This is a genomic window from Mesorhizobium sp. CA13, from assembly GCF_020165235.1.
In the GTDB taxonomy this organism is placed as follows: domain Bacteria; phylum Pseudomonadota; class Alphaproteobacteria; order Rhizobiales; family Rhizobiaceae; genus Mesorhizobium.
This window is the reverse complement of record NZ_JAIUHS010000004.1, coordinates 376892-397717: the sequence shown is the minus strand read 5'-3', so window position 1 is coordinate 397717 and position 20826 is coordinate 376892. Positions and strand designations below refer to the sequence as shown.

General features: G+C 64.1%; 16 protein-coding genes. 10 read left to right on the top strand and 6 right to left on the bottom strand.

The window, feature by feature from the left end; genetic code table 11:
- Nucleotides 1-10 precede the first annotated feature (10 nt).
- Nucleotides 11-790, bottom strand: coding sequence for an SDR family oxidoreductase (locus LB566_RS13375; protein WP_140548172.1), 780 nt, complete (start codon nt 788-790; stop codon nt 11-13).
- 151 nt (nt 791-941) lie between these two features.
- Here LB566_RS13375 and LB566_RS13370 point away from each other — a divergent pair, with 151 nt between their 5' ends.
- Nucleotides 942-1724 (top strand): UDP-2,3-diacylglucosamine diphosphatase, encoded by a 783-nt coding sequence (locus LB566_RS13370; RefSeq protein ID WP_411910476.1) that lies wholly within the window; start codon nt 942-944, stop codon nt 1722-1724.
- Nucleotides 1725-1854: 130 nt separating this feature from the next.
- Nucleotides 1855-3069 carry an MFS transporter gene (locus LB566_RS13365; protein WP_224624718.1) on the top strand — a complete coding sequence of 405 codons (1215 nt, stop codon included), beginning with the start codon at nt 1855-1857 and terminating at the stop codon, nt 3067-3069.
- Here LB566_RS13365 and dgcA read toward each other — a convergent pair.
- On the bottom strand, nt 3040-4023 hold the full coding sequence (dgcA, locus tag LB566_RS13360; protein ID WP_224624717.1) for an N-acetyl-D-Glu racemase DgcA: 984 nt from the start codon (nt 4021-4023) through the stop codon (nt 3040-3042). The two genes, LB566_RS13365 and dgcA, sit on opposite strands and share 30 nt — an antisense overlap.
- Before the next feature lie 77 nt (nt 4024-4100).
- On the opposite strand from dgcA, the gene LB566_RS13355 reads away from it, so the two are divergent.
- The 4 genes from LB566_RS13355 to LB566_RS13340 all read left to right on the top strand — a co-directional run bounded on the left by LB566_RS13355 (nt 4101) and on the right by LB566_RS13340 (nt 8190).
- Nucleotides 4101-5288: an ABC transporter permease gene (locus LB566_RS13355; protein WP_140548179.1), complete on the top strand. Its 1188-nt coding sequence runs from the start codon at nt 4101-4103 to the stop codon at nt 5286-5288.
- Between the two features lies 1 nt (nt 5289).
- Complete coding sequence (locus LB566_RS13350; protein WP_140548181.1) at nt 5290-6108, top strand: ABC transporter ATP-binding protein; 819 nt, start codon at nt 5290-5292, stop codon at nt 6106-6108.
- A gap of 14 nt (nt 6109-6122) precedes the next feature.
- Nucleotides 6123-7496 carry an MCE family protein gene (locus LB566_RS13345; protein WP_140498920.1) on the top strand — a complete coding sequence of 458 codons (1374 nt, stop codon included), beginning with the start codon at nt 6123-6125 and terminating at the stop codon, nt 7494-7496.
- 94 nt (nt 7497-7590) lie between these two features.
- Nucleotides 7591-8190, top strand: coding sequence for an ABC-type transport auxiliary lipoprotein family protein (locus LB566_RS13340; protein ID WP_224624716.1), 600 nt, complete (start codon nt 7591-7593; stop codon nt 8188-8190).
- 31 nt (nt 8191-8221) lie between these two features.
- Here the strand turns inward: LB566_RS13340 and LB566_RS13335 are convergent, their stop codons facing one another.
- Together LB566_RS13335 and LB566_RS13330 are read right to left on the bottom strand one after the other, a co-directional pair.
- Entirely contained in the window at nt 8222-8836 is a 615-nt protein-coding gene (locus LB566_RS13335) for a 3'-5' exonuclease (protein WP_224624715.1), read from the bottom strand.
- A gap of 97 nt (nt 8837-8933) precedes the next feature.
- Nucleotides 8934-15080: a kinesin gene (locus LB566_RS13330; RefSeq protein WP_224624714.1), complete on the bottom strand. Its 6147-nt coding sequence runs from the start codon at nt 15078-15080 to the stop codon at nt 8934-8936.
- Nucleotides 15081-15352: 272 nt separating this feature from the next.
- Between LB566_RS13330 and LB566_RS13325 the strand changes: the two genes are divergently transcribed.
- From LB566_RS13325 to LB566_RS13315, 3 genes are all read left to right on the top strand, one after another.
- Entirely contained in the window at nt 15353-15721 is a 369-nt protein-coding gene (locus LB566_RS13325; protein ID WP_224624713.1) for an Hpt domain-containing protein, read from the top strand.
- Nucleotides 15722-15819: 98 nt separating this feature from the next.
- Nucleotides 15820-16140 carry a 2Fe-2S iron-sulfur cluster-binding protein gene (locus tag LB566_RS13320; RefSeq protein ID WP_137931040.1) on the top strand — a complete coding sequence of 107 codons (321 nt, stop codon included), beginning with the start codon at nt 15820-15822 and terminating at the stop codon, nt 16138-16140.
- A 334-nt stretch (nt 16141-16474) separates the two neighbouring features.
- Nucleotides 16475-17509, top strand: a complete 1035-nt coding sequence (locus LB566_RS13315; protein ID WP_224624712.1) for an NAD(P)/FAD-dependent oxidoreductase — start codon at nt 16475-16477, stop codon at nt 17507-17509.
- An 11-nt stretch (nt 17510-17520) separates the two neighbouring features.
- On the opposite strand, the gene LB566_RS13310 is transcribed toward LB566_RS13315, so the two are convergent.
- A complete protein-coding gene (locus tag LB566_RS13310; RefSeq protein WP_224624711.1) occupies nt 17521-18996 on the bottom strand; it encodes an MDR family MFS transporter in 1476 nt (491 codons plus the stop codon).
- A 238-nt stretch (nt 18997-19234) separates the two neighbouring features.
- Nucleotides 19235-19852, bottom strand: coding sequence for a DUF922 domain-containing Zn-dependent protease (locus tag LB566_RS13305; protein WP_224624710.1), 618 nt, complete (start codon nt 19850-19852; stop codon nt 19235-19237).
- Nucleotides 19853-19971: 119 nt separating this feature from the next.
- On the opposite strand from LB566_RS13305, the gene folP reads away from it, so the two are divergent.
- Complete coding sequence (gene folP / locus LB566_RS13300) at nt 19972-20823, top strand: dihydropteroate synthase (protein WP_224624709.1); 852 nt, start codon at nt 19972-19974, stop codon at nt 20821-20823.
- Nucleotides 20824-20826 lie beyond the last annotated feature (3 nt).

Here is a 20826-nt window from a genome sequence, read left to right as displayed (position 1 = left end):
CTACCGGGTCTCAGAAGGCGCTGACATAGAGGCCGCCGTCCACCGGTATGTTCTGGCCGGTCAGATAGCCGGCATGGACCGAGCACAGGAAGGCGCATATCTGGCCGAATTCTTCCGGCGTGCCGAGCCGCTTGGCCGGCACGTCGGCACTGATGCGCGCCTTGCGGGCGGCTGCCGCGGCCGGGTCTTCAACGCTGCCGGCCTCGTGCGGACCGCGCAGCCGGTCGGTATCCAGCTTGCCGGGCAGCAGGCTGTTGATGGTCACGTTGCGGTCGACCACCGTGCGCGCCACGCCGGCAAGAAAGGAGGTCAGGCCGGCGCGCGCGCCGGACGACAGGTCAAGGCCGGGAATGGGAACATAGACCGAGAGCGAAGTGATGTTGACGATGCGGCCGAAACCGCGCGCGGCCATGCCGTCGATCACGGCCTGCACCAGTTCGATCGGCGTGACCATGTTCTGGGTGACGCCTTCGAGCATTTTTCCGCGGTCGAGCTCGCGGAAATCGCGGAATGGCGGGCCGCCATTGTTGTTGACCAGGATGTCGGGGGCGGGGCAAGCGGCGAGCAGCGCCTTCTGCACCTCGGGTTTCGATACGTCACCGACCACTTCCTCGACCACGACGCCATAACGCTCACGCAGCTCCGCAGCGGTTTTGGCCACCAGTTCGGCGTTGCGTCCGTTGACGACGACGTCGCAACCAGCCTCGGCCAGCGCCATGGCGCAGCCTTTTCCGAGCCCCTTGCTCGAAGCGCAGACGATGGCCTTCTTTCCGCGGATACCGAGATCCATGATGATTTCTCCTGTGAGTCGCCCGGCAGGCTAGCTTTAGGGCTGGACCAATCGCAACCGTCATACGGTTGTTGCATGAATCGGAGCATAGGCTCGCGAAAGCAACGGTGAATTCGCGATGTCCGGCCAAGAGCCCCGCACGTTCCGCAGCATGTTCATCTCCGACGTCCATCTCGGGTCGAAGGCGGCAAAGGCCGATTTCCTGATCGATTTCCTTAGACATCACGATGCCGACATCATTTATCTCGTCGGCGATATCGTCGATGGGTGGCGTCTGAGGCGCAGCTGGCACTGGCCGCAGAGCCACAATGACGTCGTGCAGAAATTGCTGCGCAAGGCGCGCAAGGGCGCCACCATCACCTACATCGCCGGCAACCACGACGAATTCGCGCGCCAGTTCCAGGGCGTGCATTTCGGCGGCATCGTCGTCGCCGACCGCGCCATTCACGAAACCGCCGACGGCAGGCGGCTGCTCGTCATCCATGGCGACCAGTTCGACACGGTCGTGCACAATCAGCGCTGGCTCGCCTATCTTGGCGACCATGCGTACGACGCCGCCATGCAGGTCAACCGGGTGATCACGCGCCTGCGCCAGTTGCTCGGCCTGCCTTACTGGTCGTTTTCGTCCTGGGCAAAGGTCAAGGTCAAGAAGGCGGTTAACTTCATCGGCTCGTTCCAGACGGTGCTCAGCGAAGAGGCGCGGCGCTCGCATGTCGACGGCGTCATCTGCGGCCATATCCATCATGCCGCGATCGAGAGCTATGGCGACGTCCAGTACATCAACACCGGCGACTGGGTGGAAAGCTGCACCGCGGTGGTCGAACATTTCGACGGCCGGATGGAAATCCTGACCTGGGCGCATGTCTTGCCCGAGGCGCCGGACGAACCCTTCATCCCGATGCTGATCGAGGACCGGGTGGTGCAGGCCGCCTGACTGCCGCTGCCAGGCACGGATTCCGGTGTTAATCGATTAGGCCAATCGGTTTCGTTCGGTTTTTCCTCATGTTAAGGGGTCAATCCACACTGCTCGCCGTTCGTGGACGGCAGCGTTATTGGATCGATTCATGCCGCTGCCGCCGCTTTCACCCGAACAGCTCGTCAAGCCACGCCATTTCGAACTGCGCATGAGCCTGATCTTCGCGACATTGTTCGTGTCGCAGGGCACGCATCTGCCCTACTTCCCGCTGTGGCTGCAGGCGAAAGGTTTCCACGCCGAGCAGATCGCCGTCATCCTGGCGGCTCCGATGTTCCTGCGCGTCGTGACGACGCCGCTGCTCACCGCGCTCGCGGACCGGGCGAGGGACCGCGCCGATGTTTATATCGCGCTCGTCGCGGCATCGATGATCATTTCCGCCGGCTATTTTCTGCCGGCCTCCTACGCCGTCGTGCTTGCGGTATCGCTGGCGTTGACGATCGTATGGACGCCGCATTCGCCGATGGCCGATTCGCTCGCGCTTTCGGGCGTGCGCCGCTTCGGTTCCAACTACACCAGCATGCGCAAGTGGGGTTCGATCTCCTATCTCTGCGCCAACGTGGCCGGTGGTTTCATCCTGACCGCGGCAGGGGCGCAAGCCGTCCCGGCAATCATTTTCGCGGCACTGGGTGCCGCGCTCGTTGCCGCGCTGCTGGCGCCGCGCCTTGGCCGGCCCCGCCTTGCCTCACCTCTTTCGGCCGCGGAGATCCAGCACTCGGCACCAAGTCTCTTCAATGCCTATTTCGTCTATTTCACCCTCGGTGTCGGCATCCTCACCGCCAGCCACGCCTTCCTCTATGGCTTCGTATCGATCTATTGGAAGTCGATCGGCATAGGCGACACCGTCGTCGGGCTTCTGTGGGCCTGGGGCGTGGTAGCCGAAGTCTGCATGTTCGTGTTTTTCAACCGCATGTTCGCCTCCGTGTCGGTCGTCAGGGTGATGGTGATTGCCGGCATCGGCGCGGTCGTACGCTGGATCGCTTTTCCGATGATCTGGCCGCTTGGCCTTGGCGTCGCCGGGTTTTTCGGCGTCCAGACCCTGCATTCGGTGTCGGTGGCCATGGTGCTGATCGGCCTGCAGAAGATGATCGGCGAAACGGTCTCGGAAGAGCGCACGGGTGCCGCGCAAGGCATCGCCTATTTCTTCAACGGCTTCTTCATGGCCGCCGTGACGCTCGCCTCCGGCCCGCTCTACGATCGTTTCGGGGTCGACGGTTTCCTGGCCATGATCCCGATCGCGATCATCGGCCTCGTGCTGATCGGGCTCGCGGCGCACTCAGCCCCAAAGCGCCGGATCGGGCGGTGAAACCAGCGATCCCTCATAGGCGAGGCCGGGCACACGATCCCGCGCAAGCAGCAGCGGTCCGTCGAGGTCGACGAAATCGGCGTCCTGGGCGAGCAGCACCGCCGGCGCCATCGCCAGCGACGTGCCGACCATGCAGCCGACCATGACACCGAAACCCAGTTCACGGGCGCGGTCGCGCAGCACGAGCGCCGCCGTCAGCCCGCCCGACTTGTCGAGCTTGATGTTGACGGCATCGTAGAGACCGGCGAGAGCGGCCAGATCCTTGGCCTCATGCACGCTCTCGTCCGCGCAGATCGGCACCGGATGGGCGATATGGCGCAGGATGCCGTCATGGCCCGCCGGCAGCGGCTGTTCGATAAGCGCGATGCCTTGCTCGGCGGCAAAGGCGAGGTTCGCGGCGATGGTGTCGTCGTTCCAGCCTTCGTTGGCGTCGAGGATGATGCGGCTGTCGGGCGCGGCCTGCCGGACGGCGCGGATGCGCGCAATGTCGTTGTCGCCCCCGATCTTCACCTTGAGCAAGGGGCGCGCCGCATTGGCGCGGGCCTGGGCCGCCATCGCCTCGGGTTCGCCCAGCGACAGCGTGTAGGCCGTCTCGAGCTGATGCAAAGGAGCCGGCCAGACTGCGTCCGCCACCGCCTTGCCGCCGATCTTGGCTTCCAGGTCCCACAAGGCGCAGTCGATGGCGTTGCGCGCCGCGCCCGCCGGCATGGCGCCGAGCAGGGCGGTCCGGTCGATACCAGCGGAGATTTGCCCGCGCATGGCCTCTATCGCGGCGCGAACCCCATCCATGGTCTCGCCATAGCGTTTGTACGGCACGCATTCGCCACGGCCGGTGTAATCGCCTTCGCTGATCGTGCAGGTGATCACTTCGGCTTCGGTCTTCGAACCACGCGAAATGGTGAAGGTGCCGGCGATCGGAAAACGCTCGGCCTCGACCGAAATGACACGCGCCATAATTTTCTGCTCCGGCTGTGCGAGAAGGGTCGTCGGCAAATCGACAAGGCCGGACCCGTCAGGCTAAACAGGACGCCATGTTGACCATCGGCAAGCGCGACGCAAGCGGCAAGACCGCCTCGGAGGCTGACCACGACCCGCGCGTGTCGGTCGGTGAGGAAGCAGGCGTTCTCGGGTGCGCCTTCTCGGGAATCTGGACGACGCGCACCGTGGCCGTGATCGACGCAGAGATGCGCAAAATCGAGAAACGGAGCGGTTTCAAGACCTTGGCGCTCGATCTCTCGCACATCGAGAAGATCGACACCGCCGGCGCGTGGCTGATCGACCGCCTGGTCAGCGCTTTCGAGAAGAAAGGTGTCGAGGTCAGGCTGCAGGGCCAGAGCGACGTCGCCTCGATCCTGCTCGGCGCGGTCGGCGATGCGGTGCGGCGCGAGCCCGAATCGGGGCCGGTCGGGCCGCCGAACATCGTCATTCGCGCGCTGGAGGCGGTCGGCCGCCGCGTCTACGAAATGCGCGACGATTTTCTCGCCTCGATGAACATACTGGGCGCCACGATCCGTGGCGCGCAGATGAAGCTCGGCCGCGGCCATGCCGTCAATCCGGCGGCGATCTTCAACCAGATCGACCGGATGGGCGTCGGAGCCATTCCGGTGGTGGTGCTGATGTCGGCGATCGTCGGCGCCATCGTTGCCCAGCAGGGCGCCTACCAGCTCAGCTATTTCGGCGCCGACATCTTCGTCGTCGACCTCGTCGGCGTGCTGATCCTGCGCGAACTCGGCGTGCTGATGACGGCAATCATGATCGCCGGCCGCTCGGGCAGCGCCATCACCGCCGAAATCGGCTCGATGAAGATGCGCGAGGAAGTGGATGCGCTGAAGGTCATCGGGCTCAACCCCATCGGCGTGCTGGTCTTTCCGCGCCTGGTGGCGCTGGTGATCGCCCTGCCTTGCCTGACCATCATCGCCAATTTTGCCGCACTCGGCGGCGGTATCCTGGCGGCTTGGCTCTATTCCGACATCGCGCCCGCCGCCTTCATCGACCGGCTGCGCGTTGCTATCGACCTCAGCACCATTTTCGCCGGCCTGATCAAGGCTCCGTTCATGGCCATGATCATCGGCACCATCGCCTCGGTCGAGGGCATGAAGGTCGGCGGCAGCGCCGAATCGCTCGGCCAGCACGTGACCGCCTCGGTGGTGAAATCGATCTTCGTCGTCATCATCCTCGACGGGCTTTTCGCCATGTTCTATGCAGCGATCGAGTTCTGAAATGGCGGTGGGAAACGGCATCGAGACCAGGGCCAAGGAGGGCGCCGATGACAGCGAGATCGTGCTTTCGGCGCGTGACATCACCGTTTCGTTCGGCGACAATCTGATCCTCGACAAACTGTCGCTCGATATCTGGCGCGGCGAAATCCTCGGTTTCGTCGGCGCTTCGGGCGCCGGCAAATCAGTTCTGCTACGCACCATCCTTGGTTTGACGCGCAAGCAGTCCGGCACGATCAAGCTGTTCGGCGTGGATATCGAAAAGGCCGACGATGCGGAACGGCTGCGCATCGACATGCGTCTTGGGGTGCTGTTCCAGCACGGCGCGCTGTTCTCGGCGCTGACGGTGCTGGAAAACGTCCAGGTGCCGATGCGCGAATATCTCGACCTGCCGCGCAAGCTGATGGACGAACTGGCGATGCTCAAGGTCGAACTGGTCGGGCTGCCGCCGGACGCGGCGCAGAAATTCCCGTCCGAGCTGTCGGGCGGCATGATCAAGCGCGCGGCACTGGCTCGTGCGCTGGCGCTCGATCCCGACATCGTCTTCCTCGACGAGCCGACGTCGGGCCTCGATCCGATCAGCGCGGCGGAATTCGACGAGCTGGTGGTCAAGCTGCGCGATACGATGGACCTGACCGTCTACATGGTGACCCACGATCTCGACACGCTTTTCACCGCCTGCGACCGCGTCGCCGTGCTCGGGAAGAAGAAGGTGCTGGTCGAAGGCACCATCGACGACATGCTGAAAAGTGAAGAACCGTGGGTAAAGTCGTATTTCCGCGGAAAACGAGCCCGACAACTTGATCTTGCCGCGCGCGCATAGCCATAAGTGAAGCAATGGAAACCAGAGCCAACTACGTTATTGTCGGCATCTTCACGCTGGTGGCGATCCTGGCGGCGTTCGGCTTCGTCTATTGGACGGCGGCGATCGGCGACAAGGGCGAGACCACATTGTTGCGCGTGCGCATCCCGGGCTCGGCTTCCGGACTTGGCCGCGGCAGCTTCGTGCTGTTCAACGGCGTCAAGGTCGGCGACGTCAGGCGCGTCTATATCGATGTCGACAATCCGACGGTCGCCATCGCCGACACCGAGATCGACCGCATGACGCCGATCACCAAATCGACGCAGGCCGATATCGGCCTGGCGGGCCTGACCGGACAGGCCAATATCGAACTCAAAGGCGCCGACCCCAAGGAAGTAAAACTTCTCGACCAGGCCGAAAAGGAAGGCAAGGTCGCCGAGATCGTGGCCAACCCGTCGGCGGTGACCAATCTTTTGCAGACGGCGCAGAACATCTTCACGCGCGCCGACACGGTGCTGACGCAGCTGGAAGGGTTCACCAAGGATGTGCGCGGGCCGCTGACGCAGACCGTGCAGAACGTGCAGACGTTCTCCGACGCGCTGGCCAGGAATTCCGACGGCGTCGACAAGTTCCTGTCGGCGGTCAGCGCGCTGTCCGATGAGCTGAAGGGCGTCTCGGGCAAGCTCGACGGCACGCTGAAGGCGGCCGAAGGGCTGCTCAACGCCGTCGACAAGGACAAGATCAAGAGCATCGTCGCCAATGTCGATACGGTGACCGGCAACCTCAAGGAAACCTCCAAACAGCTCGATGGCGTGATCAGGAACGTCGATACGGCGGTCGGGTCGGTCAACGATTTCGCCAAGCAGACGCAAGGTACTCTGGCCAAGGTCGACGGCGTGCTCGACGGCATCGATCCGGCACAGGTGCGCACGGCTCTGGCCAACATCCAGAAGGCAAGCGAAAGCGCCGACAAGGCCGCGTCGGACATCGCCAAGGTGACCGGCAAATTCGCGAACCGGGCGGACGACATAGACGAGACGATCAAGGATGCGAGGCAACTCGCGCAGCGGCTCAACGACGCCTCGGTGCGCGTCGACGGCATCCTGGCCAAAGTCGACAAGCTGCTCGGCTCGGGCCAGGCGGACGGCGTGATGGCGGATGCCAGGGACACGTTGCGATCGTTCAAGCAGGTCGCCGATACGCTGAATTCGCGGCTTGGCGTCATCACCGACAATATAGCCCGGTTCTCCGGCCAGGGCCTTTCGAATGTCGAGGCGCTGGTTCAGGACAGCCGCCGTTCGATCAGCCGCATCGAGGAGGCGGTTACGGACCTCAGCCGCAATCCGCAACGCATCCTGTCGGGCGGCGAGGGCGAGGTTCGGCAGTATGATGGCAGGGCGCGGCGTTGACTTCGGTCTCGGCTCGCCCCAGAAACAGTGTCTGCATCCGCGGGTTGTTTTTACAATCCAGGGATAGCGAGGCCGGGGACAGCAGGGATCGCGCGTGAAGTCGACGATTGTGTTCAGATCGGGCGTGGCCTTGCTTGCCTTGACCCTTGCCGGTTGTGCCGCGCTGCCGGGCGGCGGGCCTGCGCCGCTTGACACATTCGAGCTGTCGGCGCCGTCGGTCGAGGCGCATGGCCACAGCCGCCGCCAGATCCTGATCGCGCAGCCGTCCGCGCTCAAGGCGCTGGACAGCCAGAATATCGTCATAAAACCGTCCCCACGCTCGATCCAGTACCTCAAGGGCGCGCAATGGGCGGACCGGCTGCCGCTGATCGTGCAGGCACGGCTGGCGGAGACCTTCCAGCGCTCTGGCAGCTTCGCCGGCGTGGGCAAGCCGGGCGAGGGGCTGGCGATCGACTACCAGGTCATCGTCGAGATCCGTTCGTTCGAAGTCCGCGTCGACGGCGGCGATCATGCCGAGGTCGACCTGTTCGTGCGCATCCTCAACGACCGCAATGGCGAGGTGCGTGCGTCCAAGAGCTTTACGGCGTCAGCGCCCGTCTCGGGCAGCGGCAATCAAGGCTATGTCGGCGCGCTCGATGCTGCCTTCGGCGATGCGGCCAAACAGATCGTGCGCTGGACCGATTCGGCGATCTGAGCGGCGATGCCGGGCGGGCGCCAGCACCAGGCTACACGCGGTCAAAGACGTCCGGCCGCAGCTTTCCAGTCTTCATCAGGTGCTGCAGGGTGTAGGTTACGGACAGCGCGTCATCGAGCGCGTCGTGTCCCTGCAATGGTGGGTGTTGAACGCCATAATAGTCGGCAAGCTTGTTGCTCGGCGTCCTTGCCAGGTCCTCGATCGGCATGCCGGCCGCGATGAGCAGCTTTACGGCATTGTCAAAACGGGCGGCCGGGATGGAAGCGGGGATGCCTGCGATATAGCAGCTGATGGCCATCATGTTCAGTTCGTCCTTGCCCCAGGACCAGAATCGGGCCCCACCCGAGAAACGATCGACGTCAACCAGAGCTTGTCCTAGCGCGACTCCCTCGATCTCCAGCTTTTCTTCTGTGATGCCGGTCAGTTCGGTGAAGAAAGGGTCGAGCGCGTATCTCCTGCCAAACCGGTCGATCGGTCTGACATAGGCCTTGTGCGTGCCCAGGATGGGAAAGTTCTCTTCGAGCCCAAGCCTGACCGCGCCGATCTGCGCGATCACCGGATCAGGATCGTGGGCCGCGCACCAGAATCGACGTTGCGAGCCCTCGAGACAAAGAAACTCGCAGTCGAATATGATCGCCGTCTTCACAGGTCGGTATCCAGTTCCGGATGCGACTATCAGCCTTCCAAGCGAAAAGGCGGGAGACAAGTCCCCCGCCTTTTTCGTTTTGGCTGTCTGCCGCTGCCTAGTGCAGGCGGCCGCTGGCGTGGGCCAGCATGGTGTAAACCTTGCCGGTATCCGATGTCAGGTAGGTCTGCGCCATGATGTTGTCGCGGTCGTTGCGCGACACATCCTTCAGCAGCTTCTCGAAATCATCGCAATAGCGGTCGACGGCGGCGCGGAACTCTGCCTCCGTCTGGTACTTGCGACGGATCTCGTCGAACGTCTGCTGGCCCTTCAGCGTATAGAGCCGCCGCGTGAACACGTCACGCTCGCCGCGCCGGTACCGGTTCCATAGTTCGATCGACGCATCGTGGTCGATGGCTCGTGCAATATCGACGGACAGCGAGTTCAGCGATTCCACGACGTGAAGCGGTGAGCGCTGGGCAGGGGCGGCGCGCGGTGCGTCGGCGGGTGTTGCCGGCTTGGCTTCGTCCTCGCGTGATGCCCCGCTCAGGAGATCGCGCACCCAGCCGCCCTGTTGCGTGCGGGCGTCGGAACGCGGGCGCGGCGCCGTGTCGGCAGGGCGCTCCAGGTCAAGCGTGCCGCGTAGCGCCGTGCCGCCCGACGGCGCCTGCGGCGCGCGAAGTTCCGGCTGTGGCGCGGGAGCGCGGCGCGGCGGCTCCGCCGCGCGCGGCGCGGCCGGGGCTTGCGGCGCCGGGCGCAAATTGCGCGATTCCGAGGGCTCTCCACCACTGCGGCCGGACTTCGCAACGATGTCCGAAAGCTCCTTCAGGGCGTTGATCTGCTCGGAAACCGCGCGGCGGATGGCCGAGGTCGATTCCTTGGCCTCTTCCGGCATCTCGATGACGCCTTTCTTGAGTTCGGCGCGGGTGAGGTCGAGCTCGCTCTTGATCGAGCTCGCGGTGCGCCGCATCTCCTCGGTGGCGTCGGCGAAGCGCTTGGTGGCCGAATCGACGACGTCGGTGATGGCGTTGCGGATCTTGTCGGCCGATTCCAGCGTCTTGCCTTCGGCGTTCTGCAGCGTCTGACCGACCAGATTCTCGAACGAACGCATGACCTTTTCGAGATCTTCCGACTTCTTGACCAGGCCGACGGCGAGATCCTCGAGCGACGACTGCCTTTCGAGCGTGTGTTCGAGGTTGCTCTGGGCCGAGCTCAGGAGGTCCGAAGCCCCGGCGAGCAGGCGGCTGTGTTCATCGAACTTGGTGGCGATCGACGCGACCTCGCGCAAGGTCGACGACGACAGTTCCGTCAGTCTTGTCGTGTTCGAATCGACCAGCCTTGCCGAGCTGGCGAAGGTCTGCGCCGCTTTCTCGGTGGTTGCGGCGAAGCTTTGCGTGCTGCCGGTCAGGCGTTCGTCGACCTGGCCGAGATTGAGCGCGGCCTGTTCGATCAACTGACCGAGCTGCGCGCTCGACGTGGTCATGCGGCCAATGAGGTCGGCGACGCTGTCGGACAGCGACGAGCGGGCACCTTCGACCGCCGAAAGGGTCTCGGCGGTGCGGCTGGCGAGCGCGTTGACAAGGGCTGCGTTTTCGCTGCGCAACTTCTCGGCGGCACGTTCGGTGACCTCTTCCATGCTCTTTTGCAGTTCCGAGCCGCCCTGGGCGAAACGCTCGACCAGCGGCCGCGCGGTCTCGTCGAGGATCTTCGACATCTCCGCCGACCGTGCCGCGAGCATGGTGTTGAGCTCGCGGGTGTTGGCGCCGATCGTCTTGGCGGCGTCGTTGGTGCTCTGGCCGATATGCTGGCCGACCGCGGTGAAGGTCTCCGCGATGACATTGGCGCGCGACACGAGTTGCGCCTCGGCGCTCGACACCTGCTCGTTGAGCTTCTGGCCCATCGTCTCGGCGGTATGGGCGAGCCGGTTCTCGACGCTGGCGATCTGCTCTTCGACGCGGGCGGCAGCCGTTGCGGCGGTGGATGCGAGCCGCTCGTCGGCGCCGGCGAGCGCCTGCTCGATCTCACGGGCATGCGCGGCCAGTTCCTGGCCGGTCTGGCGCGCACGGTCGGCGACCCTCTGCTCTGTGCTGGTGAAGGCGCCGACGATGCTCTGCGCATGTTCGCCGATGGTCGAGGTGCTGGTGGCGATGCGTGACACCAGACGTTGATCGGCATCGTCAAAGATGCGGGCGATTTCGGAGGCGCGGCCTGACAGTGCTTCCGAACCTTCGGCGATGCGCGAGACCAAGTGCTGGTCGGCGGCATCGAAGATGCGACCGAGATCCGCTGCACGCGCGGCAAGAGCTTCGGCTGATTCGCCGATGCGCATGCCGAGCCGCTGATCGGCGCCCTCGAAATTGCGCAGGATATCGCCGGCGCGCGCGGCCAGCGACTGTGCCGTTTCGACGGCCCGGGCAACCAGCTTCTGGTCGGCCGCGTCGAAGGTACCGGCAATTTCGCTCACCCGAGCCGCCAACTGGTCGGCGGTTTCCTGGGCGCGGGCGGCCAGCTTCTGGTCAGCCGCGTCGAACGTCCCGGCGATTTCGCTTGCACGGGCGGCAAGCTGATCGGCGGTTTCATGGGCTCGCGCCAGCAAGGAACTGGACGCATCGTCCGCGCGGGCAAGCAAGGCGCTCGACGTGTCTTCCGCACGGGCGTGGAGACGGCGATCCGCCTCCTCGAAGGTGCGGGCGATGTCTTCGGCCCGAGCCAGCAGGGCGGCCGAGGTCTGCTCGGCGCGCTCGGCGATCTTGCGATCCGCATCGGAGAAGGCGAGGCCCGCCTGCTCATGCAGGACGCTGGTGACTTCCAGGACTTTCTCGCGCAAGGCGCCGGCCACGAAGACGGCGCTCTTCTCGAGCACGTTGCGCACATTGTCGACGCCTGTCGACAGCGCACGCTCCATGGTGCCCGCACGCTCCTCGATGATGCCGGTCTGGCGACTGAACGCCTGCTCGATCTTGTCCACGTCGGCGGCGATCGCAGCGGAGATGTCGGTGCTCCTCGCCGCGATCTGGTCGATGTGACCCGACAGCGAACGATCGATATCCTTGCGGGTCTCGGCGAGCCTGCCGAGATCGTCTTCCAGCGCGCGGCTCAGCACGTCGCGGCCTTCGGCCAGCTTGCCGACATGTCCGGCGATGATGCCGTCGAGATCGCCACGGCTCTCCGACAGCTTCTGCAGATCGGCCTCCAGCGCGCGCTTGAGGATGTCGCGGCCTTCGGCCAGCTTCTCGACCTGGCCGGCGACAAGGCCGTCGATGCTCGAGCGGCTTTCGGCCAGCTTGGCGAGATCGTCCTCAAGCGCCTTCGACAGCACCGAACGCTCCTGGACAAGTCGCTCGGAGTGGCTGTTGACCAGTCCGTTGACGTTTTCGAGATCGTCTTCGAGTGCCTTCGACAGCGCCGAACGGTCCTGGACAAGCCTTTCCGAGTGGCTGTTGACGAGGCTGTTGACGCTTTCGAGGTCGGCTTCGAGCGCCCGGGCGAATTGTCCTCGATCTTCGATCAGTTTCTGGGACTGGTCGGCGACGGTGCTCTTGATCGTATTGAGATCGGCTTCCAGCGCACGGCGCAGGATGTCGCGGCCTTCGGCCAGCTTCTCGACCTGGCCGGCCACCAGCCCGTCGATGCTTGAGCGGCTTTCGGCCAGCTTGGCGAGATCGTCCTCAAGCGCTTTCGACAAGGTCGAACGGTCCTGGACCAGCTTGTTCATGTGGTCGGCAATGACGCTGTTCACATTCTGCAAGTCGGCCTCGAGAACCCGCGACAACTGCCCACGGTCCTCGGCCAGCCTTTCGGACTGGTTCGATATGACACCCTTGATCGCGTTGAGGTCGGATTCCAGCGCCCGCCTGAGAATATCGCGGCCTTCGGCCAATTTCTCGACCTGACCGGCGACCAGACCGTCGATGCTCGAGCGGCTCTCGGCGAGCTTGGCAAGGTCGGCTTCAAGGGTCTGCGACAGCAGGCTGCGATCTTCGGCCAGGCGTCCCGAATGATCTTCGATCAGCCCGCGTATGCTGGATAGATCGTCCTCCAGCGAACGGCCGAGCTGCGAGCGGTCTTCCGCCAGTTTCGCCGAATGCGCCTCGATGAGGTCCTTGATGCCGGCGATGTCGTTCTCCAGCGCCTTGGCGAGTACCGCGCGGCCCTCGGCGATCTTCTCGACCTGACCGGCGACAAGGCCATCGATGTCGGCGCGCGTGTCGACGAGCTTGCCGAGGTCGGCTTCGAGCGCGCGCGAGAGAATGCTGCGGCCCTCGGCCAGTTTGCCAACATGTCCAGCTACCATTTCGTCAATGATTGTACGGGCTTGCACCAACTTTCCGGAGTCTTCGTTGAGAGCCTGGGAGAGCCGGTTGCGACCTTCTTCCAGCCTTTCGAGGTGGCTGCCGAGCGAAGCGTCGATGGCAGCGCGCGATTCGTTGACCTTGCGCAGATCTTCTTCGAGAGCGCGCGCGATCAGGCTGCGGCCCTCGGCCAGCTTCTGCACCTGGTCGGTCACCGCGGCATCGATACCGGCACGGCTCTCGGCGAACTTGGCCAGGTCGGCCTGCATCGCGGCCGCCATGCGCTCGCGGCTCTCGGAAAGGCTGCGGCTGTGATTTTCGACCGCCTCCTCTATGCCCACGCGGGCATCGGCAAGCCGCTGGATATCGGCATCGAACGAGCGCGAGACGACGTGGCGCGCCGCTTCCATGCGTCCGGCGAAATCGCTGGCGCGCGCTTCGAGCATGGATGAGGTCGAGGTGACGATATCGGCCATGTCGGCGCCGATCTGGGTCTTGCCCTGGTCGATCATCGCCGTCAGCGTGTCCTTGCTCTCGGCGAAGGTGTGGGCGATTTCGCGCGCGCGTTCGACCAGCGTTTCGTTGATCTGCCGGGCGCGGGCTTCGAGCGCTGCGTTGAGCTTCTGGGTGCCGGTGTCGAGGGCCTCGGCACGGGTCTGGAACTCGCTGATCAGCGCTTGGCCGCGCTCGGCGAGCGTGCGCTCGATGCCGTTGAGGCTGGCCTCGAATTCCGAATTGAGTGTGCGCGCGGCGCCGCCAAGCAACGACACCATGCCGTTGGTTCGATCGTCGAGCAGGTCGGTCAGCGACCGGGTCAGGCCGTCTGTCGTGTCCGTCAGCTTGGCGATGCGCGTGTCGAGCAGGCTGGCGAAAGCCTCGCCGGAAGTCGAAAGCTTGTCGGTTATGGTGTCGAGCCGGCCTTCCACCGAATCGAAGATCGACAGCGAGCTTTCGTTGATGCGGTCGATAAGCGTGTCGCCGGAATTGGTGATGGTCATCGACAGTTTGGTCGATGCATTGAGAATGCTGTCGCGGATGAGGTCGCTGGCAGCGCCGATTTCGTCCTTGAGCGTGTCGTGCGCGCCGGCGATCGAGGCGCGAACCCGCTCCGCATGGCTGACGACCGCCTCGCGCTCGCTGCCGAGCCCGTCGACGAGCGAGCGGATGCGGGTTTCGTTTTCCGAATAGGAGCGCTCGATCTGGTTGACCTCGCTGTGGACCAGCGTTTCCAGTTCGACGGCGCGGGCCAGCGTACGTTCGATGCCTTCGCCCATGGCGGCCACCTCGCGGCGGACGGCCTGGCCGATCATCATGACGCGATCCTGGGCCATGTTTTCTGGCTCGGTGAGGCGGAAGGCCACTTCCGTCATCGACTGGGCGGCGATGCGCATGTCCTGGGCGCGGCGAATCATGGCGGCGAAGGCCCAGAACAGGATGACCGGCACGATGGCCGCGACAGCAAGGCCGATCAGCTCGGGACGGGCAAAGAACTGGTCGAGCGTGCGGATCCTCCAGATGCTCGGCCCGAAGAGGAGGTTGGCCAATCCGCCCGCGCCGGCGATCCAGGCCAGCGAAACGAAGGCGATAACCCAGTAGATCGTGTTCGAGGCGCGCCGGTTGAGGCTGTGCAGAAGCGTCTTATAGTCCTTCTGGCGATCGTCATTGGCCGGCGAGAAGCCGGCGGGCTGACCGCCATTGCGTGTTTCGACGGGGCGCAGTTCGGCGGGTCTGGTCTTTGGCGCGGGATTCGCGGCCTGGGCTTGGTTTACGACGGGTGCCTGCGTCTGATTGCGTCCCTCGCGCGCCAATTCGTCGGCGGCCTGGGATATCTGCGCTTCCAGATCTTCCATCGAGGCCGCGATATCGAGGTCGCCGCTGCCGGTGTCGCCGCCGAGGTCGAGATCGAGCGCCTTCTCGAGTTCCCTGGCCACATCGTTGTCCAGAGATCTGGTCGTCGTTGTTTTCTTCGCCATGCCTTCGCTACCCTGTACTAGCTGCCGCGGGCTTATGATTCTGGTTGTCGCACCCACGCGCAGGAGGCTGAAAATGGACCCCTCGTATCGTAATGACACAGGGGGGTAAAGAAAACATGCATTCCGCGGGATACGTAAAACTTTAAATATAAGGTTAACGGAAGCGTGATTCCGGCGCCGCTTTCCCAACATTTTTCCCGGCCATTCATTAACCCGTTGTCCATTGGATTCGCCTAGTTTTTCAGGCGGCCGAAGAAGCGGAGTACGAGTTCATGCGTGGCGAAAGCGGCATTGCCTTCTCAATGCCCGGGGGCGATGTATCGGGAACGAGGCGGTCCCGACCGGTCGATTTGGCACACCTTGCGCGGCAGACGATGGGCGACCGCAGCCTCGAACAGGAGGTGCTGGCGCTCTTTGTACAACAGGCGCTGTCGGTGCGCGACAGGATAGTCGATGCAGACATCAAGGACCGGCTGCTCCTGGCGCACGGTCTGAAGGGCTCGGCGCGCGGCGTCGGAGCCTTTGCCATTGCCGATTGCGCCACCGAGATAGAACGGCAGCCGGAAGACAGCCAGACGCTTGCGCGACTGGGCAAGCTGATCGACGAAGTGCGCGATTTCATCGCCGCCATCAACCGCTAGACCGGTTTGCGGAAAAACGTCACCGTGCGGCGCTTTCTCGCCGCAGTTGACTTGTGTGCCCGAGTGATTATCTCGGCGGAAACTCCCTCAGGTGACAAATGACCAAACTGACCTTCATTGCCCATGACGGCACACATTTTGACGTGGATGCCGAGAACGGCTCGACGGTCATGGAAAACGCCATCCGCAATGCCGTGCCGGGTATCGAAGCGGAGTGCGGCGGCGCCTGCGCCTGTGCAACCTGCCATGTCTATGTCGACGAGGCCTGGACGGCGGAAGTCGGCGAGCCGGAAGCGATGGAAGAGGACATGCTAGACTTCGCCTACGACGTCCAGCCGAATTCGCGGCTGTCGTGCCAGATCAAGGTGCGCGACGCGCTCGACGGACTGGTGGTTCGGGTGCCCGAGCGCCAAGGCTAAAAGCCGATTTTGCCCAAGGCAATGAATCCGGTAGGGGGCTCCTTAGGGGCCTTCGCCGGCTGTTGATGGCGCCTTGAATGGAAAACCCGCCTGTGCGGCGGGCTCTGGCGCAACTCAACACCATAACCGAATATCTACCATAGCTGCCTTCACCCAGTCAAGAAAAAATTCCTATCGTGAGAAGCTGCCTGCCGTGAAAAGCTGGCGGGGCTGCCGGACTTGCGGTCGTCAAGCCTTGTAACCCGAGTTCGGAGCCCTGATTTTTGCCGCTACCGCTTGGCAGCAAGCCGGTGGTCATGCAGTCTCACGCCAATCCAGCAGCGAGGCGCGCATCATGACCGGCATCACCAGGACAGACGTACTCATTGTCGGGGCAGGGCCGGTCGGCCTGTTCGCCGTGTTCGAGCTCGGCCTGTTCGACATGAAGTGCCACCTGATCGACATTCTCGACCGGCCGGGCGGCCAATGCGCGGAACTCTATCCGGAAAAGCCGATCTATGACATTCCCGGCTGGCCTTCGATCTCGGCGCAAGGCCTGGTCGACAAGCTGCTCGAGCAGATCGTGCCGTTCAAGCCCGATTTCACCTACAATCGCATGGTCTCCAGCCTGGAGAGACTGGAGGACGGCGGCTTTCGCGTGACCACCGACGAGAATGAGGTGTTCGAGGCCAAGGTGGTGGTGATCGCCGCCGGCGGCGGCTCCTTCCAGCCAAAACGCCCGCCCATCCCGGGCATCGAGCCCTATGAGGGCAAGAGCGTCTTCTATTCGGTGCGCCGGATGGAAGATTTTCGCGGCCACGACCTCGTTATCGTTGGCGGTGGCGATTCGGCGCTGGACTGGACGCTCAATTTACAGCCTGTGGCAAAAAGCGTGACGCTGGTCCACCGGCGCCCGGAGTTCCGCGCCGCGCCCGACAGCGTCAACAAGATGTACGCCATGCAGGAGATGAAGCAACTGGATTTCCAGGTCGGGCAAGTGACCGGCTTGACCGGCGCCGACGGCCAATTGTCGTCCGCCCTGATCAAGGGGCCGGACGGCGACATCGAAGTTCCTTGCACGCGGATGCTGCCCTTCTTCGGCCTGACCATGAAGCTCGGACCGATCGCGGATTGGGGGATCAATCTTCACGAGAACCTGATTCCGGTCGACACCGAGAAGTTCCAGACGTCGGTCCCGGGCATCTTCGCGGTCGGCGACATCAATTGGTATCCAGGCAAGCTGAAGCTCATCCTGTCGGGCTTTCACGAGGTCGCGCTGATGGCCCAGGCCGCCAAGCGTATCGTCAGCCCGGGCGAACGCATCGTTTTCCAGTACACGACCTCCTCCTCCAGCCTGCAGAAGAAGCTCGGCGTGGTGGAGGCCTCCTGACGCGTATCGCTTCACTCCGCCAGCACGGGGGCCTCAGGATGGCCGCGCAGCGGTTTTTCCGGCATCAGGCTTAGCGTCAGCAGCGCCATGATCAACATCACCACGGCGGCGACGAAGATCAACCCGAAGGCGGCAGCTTCAGCACCGACGCCGGTCGCCTGCGCGCCTTCGCCCGCCAGCGGCAGCCCGTTGCCCAGGGCGACCGCACCGAGGATAGCAACGCCGAGCGCGCTGCCCAGCGAGCGCAGGAACGTCAGCACGCCGGTGGCGACGCCGAGGTGCCTGGGGTCGACGGCGTTCTGAACAGACACCGTGGCCACCGGAAAGGTGGTTCCGCTGCCCAGCCCGACGCACGTCGTCAGGATCTCGACAACCAGCAGCGAGGCGTGCCCCGCCACCAGGCTGAGGACGCCGAGGCATAGAACGGCGAAGCCCAATCCGACCATGGCGATCCGCTTGTAATGGACGAAACGCGGAATGGTGCGCCCGCTGAATGTCGCGCCCGCCACCGTGCCAAGCATCAGCCCCAGGAGGGCGGTGCCGGATTCGCTCGCCGACAGGCCGATGACCGACTGGAGATAGACCGGCAGGTAGACAGACAGGCCGATATTGGCCGCCTGCAGAAGGAACATGGAGAGCGTGCCGGCAAGGACGATCGGGTTGCTCAGTACCTCGAGCGAAATCAGCGGCTCGGTTGCGCGCAGCAGGCGCAGCGCAAAGGCGCCCCACAAGACCAAGGAACTGGCGACCAGCCCGAGGATCTCCGTCGAGAGCCAGGGGTATTCGCTGCCACCCCAGTTCAGCGCCAGAAGCAGCAGGGCCGTGGCGGCGACGAGAAGCAGCGCGCCGAGCCCGTCTATGCGGTGCTGTCTTGCCGCGACCGGCAGCTTGCGCAGCGGCTTGTTGATGATGGCCATGGCCACGATGCCGAGCGGAATGTTGATCCAGAAGATCAGCGACCAATGGAGATGTTCGGCGAACGTGCCGCCGAGCAACGGCCCGGCGATGCTGGCGACCGCCCAGGTGCCCGAGATCCAGGCCGCGTAACGTGCCCGTTCGCGTGGCGGCACGAGGTCGCCGATGACGGTCTGCGCCAGGGCGAAAAGCCCGCCGCCGCCGGCGCCCTGGATCGCGCGGCCGATCACCAGCACGAACATGTTGGGCGCCATTGCGCTGACCAGCGAGCCGGCGAGGAAGATGAGGATCGCTCCATAGACGGTCGGCCGGCGGCCGTAGACGTCGGAGATCTTGCCGTAGAGCGGCGCCATGGCGGTTGCGGTCAGGAGATATCCGGTTACGATCCAGGGCAGGTACTCGGCGTGGCCGAGCGCTCGCGCGATGGTCGGCATGGCCGGCGCCACAATGGTCTGGTCAAGTGCTGCCAGCAGCATCGACAGGAGAACGCCGCCGATGATGGCGTTCTTTTCGCTTTCCGTCAGCGGCGCGCTCGCGGCCGCCACGGCCTGCTTGTCGACAGCCTGGTCCATAGTCTTTCGTCCATATGCTTGCGCGCCGTCCGGTGGACCGGCTGGGCTTGCCGGGTTGCATCCGCGGCGCGATCGGTCGTGATGCTCTTGATTGAAAGGTCGTGCCCTTGCCAACCCCTGATATGTCGTCCCGTATAGGCCGATTTCGACCGTTGCCCGAAAATTTTTCGAAGCTGGCACTACGCTTCGGCCCGGTTGGCTCGCACCGCAGCCCTTTAGGCGACATGAATCAGGACATTCAGGTCGGCGGCAATCGGCCGTTCCCGATGCGCTCGACGCGATAACGCAGGAGCCGCAGGATGCGGCTTTCGAAATTGACGCTTTCGACACGATCGAACTGCACCTGGGCACGGTCGTGTCTGGCCAGGATGGCGGCGGTGATCTGGGCGGCCTTGGCCTTCGCCGCATCGCAGTCCTTCTGCGGGTAGGCGCCTTTCAGCGCGTCTTCCAGTTCGCGGGCGTGATTCTTGGCGATCTCGACATGGCGTTCCTCATGGCGCTTGATGTCGGCCGACAGCGTGTCCCAGAACAGCCGCACATCCGCGTCGGCCTTGCGTGGACGGCGCCATTCGGGAAGGATGACCTTGACCTTGACGGTCACGGCGGCGTCGGCGATCCGGCAGGAGCCGGACTGCCCGGCATAGCTTATGCGCGTGGTGAAGGCCATCTGTGTGGCGCCGGGATGCCGCGAGCCCGTGCTCTTCACCTGCGGACCGTGTTTGGAAAGCTGCGCCTCGATGTCTTCCAGTGTCCTGCCGCCAACGGCGAAGTAGCTATATGTCTTGACGAGATTGGCCGCACCCGCCGGAACGGCGGTGGCGGCAAGCAGCAATGCGCAAAGCAGGGTTCGTGTCATCAGGTTGCCTCTCGACCTACCTTGCTTTACGGCCATTGCCGGCGCAACGGAATTGATATGGTGCGGATCACACATGGTTGATGAGCCACACGGTTGATGAGCCCCATGGTTGATGAGCAATGACGGCGAGGCGATGGCAGTTGGCGCACGGACGTCATCTCGACCTTGGCGACAAGGCCGTGGTGGTCGGCATTCTCAATGTCACGCCCGACAGTTTTTCCGACGGCGGTCTGTTCGATGCCGCCGAAACCGCGCTGGTCCAGGCGCACCGCATGCTGGGCGAAGGCGCTCTGGTCGTCGATGTCGGCGGTGAATCGACCAGGCCGGGCGCGTCCGCGATCACGGCAGGCGAGGAGCAGGCGCGCATCCTGCCGGTGATCGAGGCGCTGGCGGGTTCCGGCGAGGTGCTGATTTCGGTCGACACCTATCGCGCCGAGACCGCGCGGCTGGCCGTCGCGGCCGGGGCGCATATCGTCAACGACGTCTGGGGCTTGCAGCGCGAGCCGGACATTGCGCGTGTCGCAGCCGAAACCGGCGCGGGGCTCATCATCATGCATACCGGGCGGGATCGCCGGAAACTGCCCGACGTCATCGCCGACCAGTTCGCGTTCCTCGAAAAATCACTGGAAATCGCCCACCGGTACGGCATCGCCGACGATCATATCGTTCTCGATGCCGGCTTCGGCTTCGCCAAGGAGACGGCCGAGGATAACCTCGACCTGATGGCGCGATTTTCCGAGCTCAACGCCCTCGGATTTCCGCTGATGGCCGGAACCTCGCGAAAGCGCTTCATCGGCACCGTCACGGGCCGCGACGCCGCCGAAAGAGGGGCCGGGACTGCGGCGACGAGCGTCATACTGAGATTGAAGGGCGCCGACCTGTTTCGCGTCCACGATGTCGCAATCAACGTGGACGCGCTGGCCGTGGCGGATGCTATGCTGGCGCGCGAAACCGCCGCTTCGGAACGCTGAACC